At 44.4% G+C, this 13,880-nt stretch carries 14 protein-coding genes; 4 read left to right on the top strand and 10 right to left on the bottom strand.

Translation table 11 applies throughout. The annotated features are described in order from the left end of the window. Positions 1-58: 58 nt before the first annotated feature. The 9 genes from argF to DWW81_RS02475 all read right to left on the bottom strand — a co-directional run bounded on the left by argF (position 59) and on the right by DWW81_RS02475 (position 9,282). Positions 59-973 carry an ornithine carbamoyltransferase gene (gene argF / locus DWW81_RS02515; RefSeq protein WP_117897189.1) on the bottom strand — a complete coding sequence of 305 codons (915 nt, stop codon included), beginning with the start codon at positions 971-973 and terminating at the stop codon, positions 59-61. A gap of 78 nt (positions 974-1,051) precedes the next feature. Then, complete coding sequence (locus DWW81_RS02510) at positions 1,052-2,236, bottom strand: aspartate aminotransferase family protein (RefSeq protein ID WP_117897190.1); 1,185 nt, start codon at positions 2,234-2,236, stop codon at positions 1,052-1,054. A 32-nt stretch (positions 2,237-2,268) separates the two neighbouring features. Beyond that, positions 2,269-3,126 (bottom strand): acetylglutamate kinase, encoded by an 858-nt coding sequence (argB, locus tag DWW81_RS02505; protein WP_022288154.1) that lies wholly within the window; start codon positions 3,124-3,126, stop codon positions 2,269-2,271. A gap of 34 nt (positions 3,127-3,160) precedes the next feature. Next, positions 3,161-4,417: a bifunctional glutamate N-acetyltransferase/amino-acid acetyltransferase ArgJ gene (argJ, locus tag DWW81_RS02500; protein ID WP_117897191.1), complete on the bottom strand. Its 1,257-nt coding sequence runs from the start codon at positions 4,415-4,417 to the stop codon at positions 3,161-3,163. Positions 4,418-4,544: 127 nt separating this feature from the next. After that, positions 4,545-5,492, bottom strand: a complete 948-nt coding sequence (gene argC, locus DWW81_RS02495; RefSeq protein WP_117897192.1) for an N-acetyl-gamma-glutamyl-phosphate reductase — start codon at positions 5,490-5,492, stop codon at positions 4,545-4,547. A gap of 135 nt (positions 5,493-5,627) precedes the next feature. Next, positions 5,628-6,071, bottom strand: coding sequence for a hypothetical protein (locus DWW81_RS02490; RefSeq protein WP_117897193.1), 444 nt, complete (start codon positions 6,069-6,071; stop codon positions 5,628-5,630). Further along, a complete protein-coding gene (argH, locus tag DWW81_RS02485; protein ID WP_117897194.1) occupies positions 6,052-7,425 on the bottom strand; it encodes an argininosuccinate lyase in 1,374 nt (457 codons plus the stop codon). Before argH ends, DWW81_RS02490 begins: the two co-directional genes overlap by 20 nt. Positions 7,426-7,532: 107 nt before the next feature. Beyond that, positions 7,533-7,967 (bottom strand): pentapeptide repeat-containing protein, encoded by a 435-nt coding sequence (locus tag DWW81_RS02480; protein WP_117876987.1) that lies wholly within the window; start codon positions 7,965-7,967, stop codon positions 7,533-7,535. A 79-nt stretch (positions 7,968-8,046) separates the two neighbouring features. Further along, the gene (locus tag DWW81_RS02475; protein ID WP_117897195.1) at positions 8,047-9,282 is read right to left on the bottom strand and encodes an argininosuccinate synthase; all 1,236 of its coding nucleotides are present in this window, start codon (positions 9,280-9,282) and stop codon (positions 8,047-8,049) included. 475 nt (positions 9,283-9,757) lie between these two features. On the opposite strand from DWW81_RS02475, the gene DWW81_RS02470 reads away from it, so the two are divergent. From DWW81_RS02470 to DWW81_RS02455, 4 genes are all read left to right on the top strand, one after another. Further along, positions 9,758-10,294 (top strand): flavin reductase, encoded by a 537-nt coding sequence (locus DWW81_RS02470; RefSeq protein WP_022288147.1) that lies wholly within the window; start codon positions 9,758-9,760, stop codon positions 10,292-10,294. A gap of 30 nt (positions 10,295-10,324) precedes the next feature. Beyond that, positions 10,325-10,522 (top strand): ferredoxin-thioredoxin reductase catalytic domain-containing protein, encoded by a 198-nt coding sequence (locus DWW81_RS02465; RefSeq protein ID WP_022288146.1) that lies wholly within the window; start codon positions 10,325-10,327, stop codon positions 10,520-10,522. Positions 10,523-10,539: 17 nt separating this feature from the next. Further along, on the top strand, positions 10,540-10,863 hold the full coding sequence (trxA, locus tag DWW81_RS02460; RefSeq protein WP_117897196.1) for a thioredoxin: 324 nt from the start codon (positions 10,540-10,542) through the stop codon (positions 10,861-10,863). A gap of 193 nt (positions 10,864-11,056) precedes the next feature. Continuing rightward, positions 11,057-12,868 (top strand): beta-L-arabinofuranosidase domain-containing protein, encoded by a 1,812-nt coding sequence (locus DWW81_RS02455; protein WP_117897197.1) that lies wholly within the window; start codon positions 11,057-11,059, stop codon positions 12,866-12,868. A 115-nt stretch (positions 12,869-12,983) separates the two neighbouring features. On the opposite strand, the gene DWW81_RS02450 is transcribed toward DWW81_RS02455, so the two are convergent. Beyond that, positions 12,984-13,814 carry an AraC family transcriptional regulator gene (locus tag DWW81_RS02450; protein WP_117897198.1) on the bottom strand — a complete coding sequence of 277 codons (831 nt, stop codon included), beginning with the start codon at positions 13,812-13,814 and terminating at the stop codon, positions 12,984-12,986. Positions 13,815-13,880 lie beyond the last annotated feature (66 nt).

The raw sequence follows: 13,880 nt of genomic DNA, 5'->3' as shown, positions 1-13,880 counted from the left end.
GATGTGTTCAACACAAAAAAGCCGCCCACCAGCGTGGACGGCTTTTGTCATATGCGAATTATTCCTGCGGACCCATTACCTTGACCATAACGGCTTTCTGTGCATGAAGTCTGTTTTCAGCTTCCTCGAATATCTCATTTGCGTGAGCCTCGAATACCTTTTCGGTTATCTCCTCCTCACGGTGAGCAGGCAGACAGTGCTGAACCATTGCGTCAGCCTTTGCAACAGCCATGATATCGTCATTTATCTGATAGCCCTTGAATGCGATCTTTCTCTTCTCAGTCTCAGCTTCCTCGCCCATTGAAGTCCAAACGTCTGTGAAAAGTACGTCAGCGTCCTTTGCAGCCTCAAGAGGAACGTCTGTCATTGAGAACTTGTCGCCGTAGCTCTTGGCAAATTCAAGGACCTCAGCAGCAGGCTGATAATCCTTAGGGCAAGCGATAGAAACTTCCATGCCTACTTTAAGTCCACCAACGATAAGCGAGTTTGCCATGTTGTTGCCGTCGCCTATGTAGCACATTTTCAGACCCTCGAAACGTCCTTTGAACTCTCTGATGGTCATAAGGTCAGCAAGCACCTGACAAGGGTGGCAGAAGTCTGTCAGACCGTTTATTACAGGGATAGAGCCATATTTAGCAAGATCCTCAACCTCTTTCTGTTCAAAAGTACGGATCATGATGCCGTCAAGGTAACGTGAAAGAACACGGGCTGTGTCCTGAACAGGCTCGCCTCTGCCTATCTGGAGGTCACGGTTTGAAAGGAAAAGTGCCTGACCGCCAAGCTGATACATACCTGTTTCAAAAGAAACTCTTGTACGGGTGGAGGACTTCTGGAATATCATTCCGAGAGTTTTGCCTTTAAGAATGTGATGCTCGATACCGTTTTTGTTTTCGTATTTGAGCTGGTCTGCAAGATTGAGAATGTCGAGAATTTCCTCCTTGGAAAGGTCGAGCATTTTAAGTAAATGTTTCATAATATTTCCTCCGTAATTTGATTTTTATTTGGTATTGCGTATCAAACGGGCGAACGCTGTTCGCACCTACACACTTTGTTATTTCTCATCAAGAACTTTTTTCAGAATAGCAAGTCCCTTGTCTATCTGCTCATATGAGATATTCAGCGGTGGCAAAAATCTCAGCTTGTCCTTTGCTGTGAGAATAAGAAGTCCGTTTTCAAAGCACTTGTTGAGCACATCAGCGGCTTTCTTGGTTTTGAGCCTTACGCCTATCATAAGACCAAGTCCGTCAACGCCTTCAACTTCGTCTATCTGGACAAGCTTTTCTCTGAAATATTCGCCCTTTTTGCGAACTTCTTCAAGAAATTCAGGCTTTGTCACCTTGTCAAGAACTGCGTTTCCGCCTGCGCAGGAAATAGGATTTCCGCCGAATGTTGAGCCGTGTGTACCCTTGCCAAGTACCTCACTGCACTTCTTGTTAGCAAGGCACACGCCTATTGGAACACCGCCTGCAAGACCCTTTGCAAGTGTTGTTATGTCAGGCTTTACGTTGTAAATCTCAGATGTGAGGAGCTTGCCAGTTCTGCCAACGCCTGTCTGTACCTCGTCTGCGATAGTGAGGATATCCCTCTTTGCACATTCAAGCATGATAGTGTTCACAAAGCTCTGCTGAAGAGGTATAACTCCGCCCTCGCCCTGAACAAACTCGAACATTACAGCGCAGACCTTGTTGTCAAGCTTGTTGAGCTTGTCCATAAGATCGTCAATATCATTAGCGATAACATTCTCAAATCCACCAACGAACGGGAAGAAGTAGTTGTGGAAAACCTCCTGACCTGTTGCGGAAAGGGTGCAAAGTGTTCTGCCGTGGAAGCTGTTTACAAGGGTGATGATGATATTTCTCTCAGCGTCTTTGCCGTATTTGTCAAAGCTGTATTTTCTTGCAAGCTTGATAGCGCACTCGTTAGCCTCTGCGCCCGAGTTGCCGAAGAACATTTTCTCATAGCCTGTTGCCTCGCAAAGTCTTTTTGCAAAGTCAGCCTGTACCTTTGTGTAATAGTAGTTTGAGGTGTGCTGTATCTTGTGTGCTTGCTCGCAGATAGCGTTCACCCAATCCTCGTCGCAGTAGCCAAGGCTGTTTGTGCCGATACCGGAGCCGAAGTCGATATACTCTTTTCCGTCCTCGCCAACAGCCGTCTGACCATGACCGCTTTCCATAACAAGACCTATTCTGCCATAGGTCTGCATAACGTGTTCGTTGAACTGTTCTATGGTGTTCATTTTTATCACTCTTTTCAATATGTATTGATATTTTATATAAACTGTGTACCGATACCCTCGTTAGAGAGCAGCTCGATAAGTATCGAGTGCGGTACTCTGCCGTCAATGATAGTGGTCTTTTTAACGCCACGTCTTACGGCTTCAACACAGCAGTCTATCTTTGGTATCATTCCACCGCTTATGATGCCTTTCTTTTTGAGATAAGGTACATCGCTGACGTTTACCTGTGGGATAAGTGTGGAATCATCGTCCTTGTCCTCCAGCAGACCAACTATATCCGTCATAAGAATAAGTTTTTCCGCTCTCAAGCAAGAGGCTATCCTAGCCGCCGCAGTGTCAGCATTGATATTGTAAGACTGTCCGTCCTCGCCAACGCCAACTGTGGAGATTATAGGAACATAACCGTTGTTCAGTGCGTCAACTATAGGCTTTGTTGTTACCTTTTTGATGTCGCCCACAAAACCAAGGTCTACCTCGCTGTCAAGCTTCTGCGCAAGTATCATCTGACCGTCACAGCCGCAAAGACCGAGAGCCTTTCCGCCATGAAGCTGCAAAGCGCAAACAAGCTCCTTGTTTACCTTGCCGCAAAGCACCATTTTAACGATATCTATAGTTTCAGCGTCAGTGTATCTCAGACCGTTTATGAACTTGCTTTCAATGCCGACTCTTTTGAGCATTGCATTTATCTCAGGACCTCCGCCATGAACAAGAACTACCTTTATGCCTACCTCGCTGAGAAGCACAATATCGCTCATAACAGCTTCTTTAAGCTCAGCGTTTGTCATAGCGTTGCCGCCGTATTTCACAACGACTATCTTGTCGTGGTATTTCTGAATGTGTGGCAGAGCGTCAATAAGTATCTGACTTCTGATTTTATTGCTTATGTCCATTTCTCATTCTTCTTTCCTATACTGATTTTATGTCTTAGCTTCTGTAATCGCCGTTTATCTTAACATAATCATATGTAAGGTCACAGCCCCATGCAGTGGCAGTGCCGCTGCCGTCGCCGATAGAAACGCTTATTGTGATCTCGTCCTCAAGAAGAACGGTCTTAGCAACTTCCTCAGAGAACTCTATGCCTGCGCCGTTGTGGCAAACGTGTATCTCTCCTGCCTTTGATGACAGTGAAACGTCCACCTTGTTTATGTCAAAATCAGCTTCAGCGTATCCAACAGCACAGAGTATCCTGCCCCAGTTAGCGTCAGCACCGAACATTGCGCACTTGAAAAGCGGCGAGCATATAACGCTCTTTGCAACGATTATAGCGGTGTCAAGGTCTTTTGCACCGGTAACAGTACATTCAAGGAGCTTAGTTGCACCCTCACCGTCCTTTGCGAGCATTTTAGTAATGTTCATCATAACAATATAAAGAGCTTTTTTGAACACCTCGTAGCTCTCACCCTCGGCTGTTATCTCAGGGTTTCCTGCAAGTCCGTTAGCCATAACAGCACAGGTATCATTCGTTGACTGGTCACCGTCAACTGACAGACAGTTATATGTTATCTTGACGATATCAGTAAGAGCCTTTTTGAGCATTTCGGAGGATACAGCGCAGTCTGTAGTGATAACATTTAGCGTAGTCGCCATGTTAGGGTGTATCATACCGCTGCCCTTGCCCATGCCGCCAACGTGGCAGGTCTTGCCGTCCAGTTCAAATTCAACAGCCACTTCCTTTTTCACTGTATCAGTAGTCATGATAGCAATAGCGGCTTTTTCGTTGCCCTCATAGGAAAGTCCCTCATAAAGCTCGTCTATCTTTTCCTCGATAGGTTCAAGAGGGAGTATCTGACCGATAACGCCTGTCTGAGCGATAAGAATTTCCTCAGGCTTAACGCCCATTTTCTCGGCAGTCATCTCGCACATTTTGTAAGCCTTTTCCTCGCCGTCAGCGTTGCAGGTGTTAGCGTTTTTGGAGTTGAGGATAAAGCCCTTAGCCTTGCCGCCTGTTTTAGCAAGATTTTTCTGAGAAACAGTAACAGGGGCACCCTTGACCTTATTCTGAGTAAAAACGCCGGCGGCTGAACACATAACGTCAGACTCCACAAGGCAGAGGTCAGGCTTTTTTGTAGGGTTTTCCTTTATGCCGCAATAAAGACCGTTAGCCTTAAAGCCCTTTGCAGCACATACGCCGCCGTCTACATACTTATAGCCGTCGAAATTTTTCTTTGATATCTCTTTCATATTCAAAACTCCTTACAAAATTTTCACACTAATTAGATCAGGACAGATTTTTTCTATTAATTATTTCTGTAGGGGCGAACAGCGTTCGCCCGCTTATTTTTGCACTTTTGTCGGTGGGTTATTTTTGTTATTCCAGACCTGTTGCTTCGTTTATACCCAACATTATATTCATATTCTGTATTGCTGCGCCGCTTGCGCCTTTTCCAAGGTTATCAAATCTCGACATAAGCAAGATCTGATCTTCATTTCCGCAGACGAATATCTGCATATTATTCGTTCCTGCCAATGTATTCGCTGCGATAAATCCGTCAGGGAGTGTTTCCGTTCCCCCAAGCTCCATTACCTTAACGAAATGCTGACCAACATAATGCTCCGCCATTATTTCGTGAATATTCTCAGGTGTATACTTCTTTGTCAAACATCTTGTCACCAACGGCACAGAAACAACCATGCCATTATAATAGTCGTCCACTATCGGATTGAACATAGGCTTATATTTAAGTCCGCACACCGCCTGCATTTCAGGGATATGCTTGTGCTTCTGCCCAAGTGCATACTGACGTGGAGAATACATTTCCTTTGTTTTATTTTCGCTCTCCATAGCGGCTATCATTTTCTTTCCGCCGCCGCTGTAGCCTGAAACTGCATGGCAGGTAACAGGATAATACTCAGGAAGCACTCCTGCCTTTACGAGAGGATAAACAAGGCTTATAAAGCCGCTTGCATAACAGCCTGGGTTTGCAACTCTTTTTGAATTGCGGATATTCTCTCTATGCTTTTCAGAAAGCTCAGGGAAGCCGTAATCCCAAGCAGGGTTTGTTCTGTGGGCGGTAGAAGCGTCGATTATCCTAACGTCAGGGTTTGTGCAAAGTGAAGCCGCCTCTATTGCCGCTGCGTCAGGCAGGCAGAGAAAGGTTATATCAGATGAGTTTATCATCTTTGCTCTCTCGTTCACGTCCTTGCGCTTTTCCTCGTCAATGAGCATTATCTCAACGTCATTTCTGTTCTGAAAACGCTCATATATCTGAAGTCCCGTTGTTCCTTCTTTTCCGTCAATAAAAACTCTTGTTTTCATTTTTCTTCATATCCTTCTATAAAACTTTATGATTTTGTCTGTCAATAATCTGTATGCTCATGCAAACGCAAACTTTTGTAGGGGCGAACAGTGTTCGCCCGTTTGGCTGACAGCTCTTTAGCCGTCCGCATACTTTTAATTATCGTCCAAAATGTTCTTGTATTCAGGTTCTTTTTTCAGCTTTTTACGCTTTTTATCTTCCTTTGCGGCATTTATTGCGTCCTTATCCGCAAAGCAGTTTCCAAGACCTGCGGCAAAGCCTGCGGTCAACACAGTGAGTACGATAAAGTTCGGCACTACCGACCTTGCTTCCTCCACGAAGATATATTCTATCACCGAAACCGCTATCATCACAGGCGCAACATACCATTTCAAGCCGTAGTTCTTAGCGTGTCGGTAGCAAGCCCACCATGTACACACAGGGTACACCACCGTAAATCCCACCGCAAACAGCGGATATAACACAAAAAGCTTAGCCGTAAAAAGCCACATTATAACTGTCGCAAGCTCCCACAGCACAAGATATAGCAGTGCCGCCTTAACAGGGGAGCGGCGTTTATCAAAGCTTATTTCTGACATATTCTATCTGAGCTTTTACAGATTCAGGCGCAGGACCGCCTGCCGCTTTTCTCTGCATTACGCAGGTTTCAAGGCTGATAGCGTCATAAACGTCCTCATCGAAGTTGTCAGTGAGCTTCTTGTACTCCTCCAATGGGAGAGTTTCAAGTGTACAGCCCTTTTCAATGCAGGTGTGAACGAGAGTGCCTGTTATCTTGTAAGCGTCCCTGAAAGGCATACCCTTTTTAACAAGATAGTCAGCACAGTCAGTAGCGTTTATAAAGCCCTTGGCTGCGGCGTTTCTCATGTTCTCAGGGATAACTCTCATTGTGGCGAGCATCGGGTCGAACGTTTTAAGACAAAGCTTAACAGTGTCGATAGCGTCAAAAATAGCTTCCTTGTCCTCCTGCATATCCTTGTTGTATGCAAGCGGCAGACCCTTCATCATTACGAGCAGTGTGTTAAGGTCGCCGTAAACTCTTCCTGTCTTTCCTCTTATAAGCTCAGTAACGTCAGGATTTTTCTTCTGCGGCATGATAGACGAGCCTGTTGCATAAGCGTCGTCAAGCTCGATGAATTTGAACTCCCATGAGCACCAAAGTATTATCTCCTCAGAAAATCTTGAAAGGTGCATCATAAGCAGTGAGATAGCTGAGCAAAGCTCGATGCAGAAATCTCTGTCCGAAACGCCGTCAAGTGAGTTCTGTGTTATCTCGTCAAAGCCAAGCAGGTCGCAAACTCTCTGTCTGTTTATAGGGTAAGTTGTAGATGCAAGAGCACCGCTTCCCAAAGGCATGATGTTCGTTCTCTTGTAGCTGTCCTCAAGCCTTGAAATATCTCTCAGAAGCATATTTGCATACGCCATAAGGTGGTGAGCAAATGTGATAGGCTGTGCCCTCTGAAGATGAGTATATCCCGGCATAACAGTTGTGAGATTTTTCTCTGCAATGTCAAGGATAGTGTGTTCAAGCTTTTTCACAAGCTCGATTATCTCTTTCGTTTCGGCTCTGAGTATCATTCTCACGTCAAGAGCCACCTGATCGTTTCTTGATCTTGCCGTATGAAGCCTCTTGCCTGTGTCGCCGAGCCTTTTTGTAAGCTCCGCCTCAACAAACATATGAACGTCCTCTGCAGTAGGGTCGAACTGTAATTTGCCCTCGTCGATATCCGCAAGAATACCCTTAAGTCCCTGGACTATTTTTTTGCTTTCGTGCTTTTCGATTATACCGCACTCGCCCAGCATTGTGGCGTGCGCCATAGAACCCTCTATATCATAGCGGTACATTCTTGCGTCAAAGGAAATAGATGAATTGAAATCATTGACTCTTTCGTCAACTTCCTTTGTAAATCTTCCTGCCCACATTTTTCCTGCCATTTTAAAACCGTCCTTTATGTTTATTTCAAGTTATCAAATATAAAAAATGTATGGGCAAAATGACCCCAAAGGATCATCCTGCCCCAATACATTTCAATAAGTGCGGATCACATTTCCTTTTCGTGCTGTTCAAGCAGCTTCTGGATATCCACACCGTTGATCTTCAGACCGTCTATCTTGCAATCGTTTATCTCAACGTTTGTAAGGTCACAGTGAATGAACTGTGAGTTCTTAAGATCAGGATTTTTAAACTCAACATTGTTCATGATAGAGCAGCCAAATCTCGAGTTGCTGAGATTTACGCCCAAGAACTTTGTGTTTACCATATACATATCTGCAAAGTCGCTTTCTTTCATGCTGACGTTGTTGAAATGTGTCTCGTCCATATTAACGTCATCGAAAACGGCTTCCTTAAGATTTACGTTCGAGAACTTTGCTCCGCCGAGGTTTACGTCCTCAAAAGAGGAGTTCGGCAGGCTGTCGTAAGAGATCTCGACCTTCTTGTCTATTGCAGGCTCAAAAATGCTGTTGTTATCTGACATATCAAAACCTCCGTGAAAAATATTATACAAACTTTTTAAGGCTATACACCTTTATGCTCTGTGAAACAGAGCGTCGCTATTAGTCCTTCTTAGCGTTTCTCTTCTGCTCGAGTTTAGCTCTTACCTTGATAGGCAGACCGAAGAGGTTGATGAATCCTGCTGAATCAGCCTGATTGTAAACATTGTCCTCATCGAATGTAGCAACTTCTTCATCATAAAGTGTGTATGGAGATGTTACGCCTGCGTTTATCATGTTGCCCTTGTAAAGCTTGAGCTTAACGTCACCTGTAACAGTCTTCTGTGTTTCTGTAACAAATGCGCTCATAGCCTCACGGAGAGGAGTGAACCACTGACCATTGTAAACAATGTCAGCAAACTTGATCGAAAGATACTGCTTAACTCTTGCCGTTTCCTTGTCAAGTGTGATAGTTTCAAGAACTTCATGAGCCTTGTAAAGGATAGCTCCGCCCGGAGTTTCATAAACGCCTCTTGACTTCATGCCGACAAGTCTGTTCTCAACAAGGTCAGCAAGACCGATACCGTTTACACCGCCAAGCTCGTTAAGCTTTGTAACAAGCTCCTTGCCGTTCATCTCAACGCCGTCAACTGCTGTTGGGATACCCTTTTCAAAGTGGATAGTTACATAAGTTGGCTTGTCAGGAGCCATGATAGGTGAAACGCCCATTTCAAGGAAGCCCGGCTTCTCATACTGTGGCTCGTTTGCAGGATCTTCAAGATCCAGACCTTCGTGTGAAAGGTGCCAAAGGTTCTTGTCCTTTGAGTAGTTTGTTTCTCTGTTTATCTTCAGAGGAATGTTGTGTGCCTCAGCATACTCGATCTCCTGCTCTCTTGACTTGAGATCCCAAATTCTCCAAGGAGCGATTATCTGCATATCAGGAGCGAAAGCCTTGATAGCAAGCTCAAATCTAACCTGGTCGTTGCCCTTACCTGTGCAGCCGTGGCATATAGCGTCAGCACCCTCTTTGATAGCGATCTCAGCTATTCTCTTTGCAATGATAGGACGTGCAAATGAAGTGCCGAGGAGGTACTGGTTTTCATAAACAGCGCCGGCCTGTACTGTTGGATATACATAATCCTCGATGAACTCTTCTGTAAGGTCCTCGATATAGAGCTTAGAAGCGCCTGTCTTGATAGCCTTTTCCTCAAGACCGTCAAGCTCTGTGCCCTGACCAACGTTTCCTGAAACAGCGATTACTTCGCAGTTGTTGTAGTTTTCCTTGAGCCACGGAATGATGATAGATGTATCAAGTCCGCCGGAATATGCAAGGACAACCTTTTTGATCTCTTTTGCCATAACAAAATTCCTCCATTGTATGTAGTAAGTATGTTTGTATAATATTTTCACGGCTCTCATGCCGATAAAATTATTATACACCTTTATACAGCATTGTCAAGTGCTTTTGCATAAAAATTTTATATTTATACACATTTTAAGGCTTTTTAATGTATATTTTTAGACAATATACAATTTATTCTGTATAAACTTCAAAAGATATACATATCGAGTGTTTTAACGGCATAAAATAAAACAGCTAAACCAAAAACACAAAAACAGCTTTACAAATACTTAATTCAATTATATCACTATTCTTCAAAAAAAGCAACACAAAAAAGCCCTGTTTTAACGATTTTTGTACAATATTTCAGGGCTTTCAAGGGGTTGCAATTTCATAAGAAATGATATATAATATACTCAGACGTTTTCTATACGATATTGGTGTACAATAAGTATGATAAGTCGGACATAATACTGAAAGGCGGTAATGAAAATGAGCAGTTTCAACGGTTTCAAAGAGGTAACAGAAAAGCTTGACGCTATTGACTTCAATCCATACAAAAAGATAGGCAAGGAGTGGTTTCTTGTAACAGCAGGCGACGAGAGCGGCTGGAACACAATGACAGCTTCATGGGGCTTTGCAGGCGTTATGTGGGGAAAGAACACCTTCACCACAGTTATAAGACCACAGAGATATACAAAGGAATTTATCGACAAGGCAGAATATTTCACCATAAGCTTTTTCAAAGAGGAGTATAAAAAGGCACTTTCATTCTGTGGTTCACATAGTGGACGTGACTGCGACAAGGCAAAGGAAACAGGTCTTACCCCTGTGTTCGTGTCTGAAAACGGCGTGGAGGTAACAGCTTTTGCGGAAGCTGATATGGTGCTTGTGTGCAAAAAGGCTTATGTTCAGGAGATGAAGCCTGAGTGCTTTGTTGATACTGAAAACGATGAGAAATGGTATTCTGACAAGGATTATCACTATCAGTATATCGGCGAGATTGTAAAGGCATTTGTCAAGGAATAATTTAAACATATCTGCAAAGGATAGGTAGTAATGGTACGTCTTAATGATGATAAAGAAATGGTAAAGAGCATAAAAGAGGGGCTTAAACGCACAGGTGGCTATTGTCCGTGCAGGATACAGCGCACAGAGGAAAACAAGTGTATGTGCAAAGAGTTCCGTGAGCAGATAGCCGACCCGAATTTTGAGGGCTTCTGCCATTGTATGCTCTATTACAAAAGCAAGGACTAGAAAAGGAGCTGTGAAAAATGTCTGTAAAGGTCATAACAAAGGATAATTTTGAAAACGAAGTAATGCACTCGGAAAAGCCTGTCCTGCTTGACTTCTGGGCAGCATGGTGCGGTCCGTGCAAAATGCTTTCACCGCTGGTGGATAAGTATTCTGATGAGGACAGTTCTGTAAAGGTGGGGAAGGTCAACGTTGACGAGGAAAACGAGCTTGCAGCCGCTTTCGGTATCTCGAGCATACCTGCCCTTTTTGTTGTGAAACATGGCAAGGTAGTTGCTTCAACTGTCGGCTATATGCCTGAGGAGGAGCTCAAATCTTTTGTGGCTTCGGCAAAGGCGAAGTAAAAACAGTTTATCATAACATAACAAAGCAAAGCGTAGGGGCGACCTTTGGTCGCCCATTTCTTTTGTTGTATCGTAATTGCGCTATGAATACCTAAGCTTTGTCCATAAAATCTCGGGTTTTGTCCACTTGAAAGATATGCGGTTTGCTGTTATAATCAAGTATAGAAAAAATAAAATTTCGGAGGTATCTTCTATGCTTGATAAAGTGAACAGACATAATGTGTCGCTTCTTTCAGGACTTTTTCGTGAAAGAGCCGACCTTAACAGAAACTATCTTTTTGAGCTTGACTCCACTTGTCTTTTGCAGAATTTCTACCTGGAAGCAGGCATTGTAATGCCGGGGCTTCAGGTGGTGGACGATCCTGCAGGAGCAAAGCTCCACTGGGGCTGGGAAGCTCCTACCTGCCAGTTGAGAGGTCATTTTCTCGGTCATTGGCTGTCTGCGGCGGCAGCTTATTGCGCTTCAAATGAGGATATTGAGCTTAAAGCAAAGCTTGATAAGATAATAAGCGAGCTTGCACGCTGTCAGAAGCTCAATGGCGGCGAGTGGATAGGCTCTATCCCTGAAAAGTATTTCGATTTGATGGCAAGAGGTCAGTATGTGTGGTCGCCTCAGTATGTAATGCACAAAACTGTCATGGGTCTTACTGACGTGTATAAATACACAGGCAATGAGCAGGCTCTTGACGTTGTGGGCAAGCTTGCAGATTGGTATGTTCATTGGACAGACGAGATGCTGAAACGTTCACCCGACGCCATCTTTAAGGGCGAGCAGGGCGGTATGCTCGAAGTCTGGGCTGACCTTTACGGCATAACAAAAGACGAAAAGTATATGAAGCTTGCCGAACGCTACAGCGGAAACTGCGTTTTTGATACTCTTGATAAGGGCGGCGACGCTCTCACAAACGACCACGCAAACGCAGGCATTCCGCTTTCTCATGGTGCGGCAAGAATGTATGAGATAACAGGGGACGAAAAGTGGAAAACGCGCACAGAGAGATTTTTCAAGTGCGCTGTCACAGACCGTGGAACATACGCCACAAGCGGTGCAAACTCAGGTGAGTTCTGGGTGCCGCCTCATCAGCAGGGTCATTTCCTTGGTGCGTCAGATCAGGAGTTTTGCACTGTATACAACCTCGTAAGAACTGCCGACTACCTCTTCAAGTGGACAGGTGACACAAAGTATGCAGATTATATCGAGCGTTGCCTTTATAACGGCTTCCTTGCACAGCAGAACGCTTCTACCGGTATGCCAACATATTTCCTGCCTCTTAAACACGGCTCAAAGAAAAAATGGGGCAGCAAGACCCACGATTTCTGGTGCTGTCACGGAACAATGGTGCAGGCTCAGACTCTTTATCCTGACCTTGTCTATTTTACAGACAGTGAGGGCATTATTGTCAGCCAGTATATACCTTCAAAGGCTGATATCACAGTATCAGACAAGCCTGTTCATATTGAGCAGACAACTGATATGAAAAACTACAACAGCCAGACTTTCTTTGATGAACATTCTGACTTCACAATGTCACGCTGGTCAATGAAGTTTACAGTAAGCTGTGAAGAAAAGACAGCTTTTGTTCTGAAGCTTCGCCTGCCTGAATGGGTAAGCGGTGAGCCTGAAGTGACAGTGAACGGCAATGCAGTAAAGGCTGAGATCGCAAACGGCTATATAAAGCTGGCAGGGGAGTGGCAGAATGACACAGTTGGTCTTTTCTTCCCGTCAGAAATAAGAATGGAGCGTCTTGAAGATATGCCATACCTTGCGGCAGCAGTTGACGGACCGATAGTTCTTGCAGGCATAACAGGCTGTGACTGCGGTCTGCAAGGTGACTACTCAAAGCCTGCCGATATTTTCGAGCCACAGATAGAACACACCTACAGCACATTCCCATGGAAGCAGAACGAGTATATCACAAAGGGACAGGAATATAACATCACATTCAAGCCACTTTACGACGTTATGGACGAGGAATACACAGTTTATTTCTCTGAGAAGAAGTAAGTTTTTATCAAACCTCCTGTAGGTGCAACCAGTGTCCGCTCACTTGTTTTATCAACCTTTAGTTAATATAAAATAAAGGCGATACCGCACAAAAAGCCGTGTGGTATCGCTTCTTTTATTTACTGTTTATATTTCTTTTCCTAAACGCCTCACGATATTGCATAGGCGTCATGCCCTCAAGCTTGCGAAAGGTCCTCATAAAGTATTTTTCGTCAGAAAAACCGCTTGAATAGGCGGTTTCCTTTATACTTATGCCCTCCGTTTCAAGAAGCCTTTTGGCAATGTCTATCCTAGTGCGGCTTAGATATTTTATAAGCGTACAGCCTGTTTCCCTCTTGAAGATAAGGGAAAGATATTCAGCGTTGTAGTGAAAATGCCGTGCTATCATCTCTGCCGTGAGCTTTTTCTGACAGTTCGATCTTATCCATTGGCAGATGTTGTATATCTTTGGGGATATCTCATGTTCATTCCCGGCGGCAAGATATTGCTGTGTTATCTCCATAAGAAGCATTGAAAGTGTGCAAACAGGGAGCATTTCAGTGTAAAGCCTCTCCTGTCGCTGATAGTCAAGAAGCTGTCTGAAAATGATGCTCACACGTCCAGGGTCTGCGGCGGTGAAATGCTCAGGGATAAGGTATGCAAAGCCGCTTTCAGGACAGCTTTCTCCACGGGTTTTCGGAGCAGAGAAGTGTACCCACATATATGAAAGCCTGCCTGCGCATGGCTTTGTGCCCCAATGTTCTGTGCCGGAGGGCAGGAGGACATATTCTCCCGGACACACGGCAAGATCGGTGTCGTTCATTGTGATAAAAAGCGTCCCCTCTGTCACAAAAATAAGCACATCACAGTTAAGCGTTCTCCTGATGTGCAGAAAACCACCGTCATTCTCAAGACAGCCGCAGGTGAAAAACCTAGGCTGTGGGCATTTTTCGTATATATTGAGCATTTTCTCACCCCTCTTTTGTTTGATTATATCACATCTTCTGCATTTTGTCACTAGGGCAAAAAAAAG

Source organism: Ruminococcus sp. AF17-1AC, assembly GCF_003461385.1.
GTDB classification, from domain to species: domain Bacteria; phylum Bacillota; class Clostridia; order Oscillospirales; family Ruminococcaceae; genus Hominimerdicola; species Hominimerdicola aceti.
The sequence above is the reverse complement of the archived record's forward strand: the minus strand, read 5'-3'. Positions and strand labels throughout refer to the sequence as shown.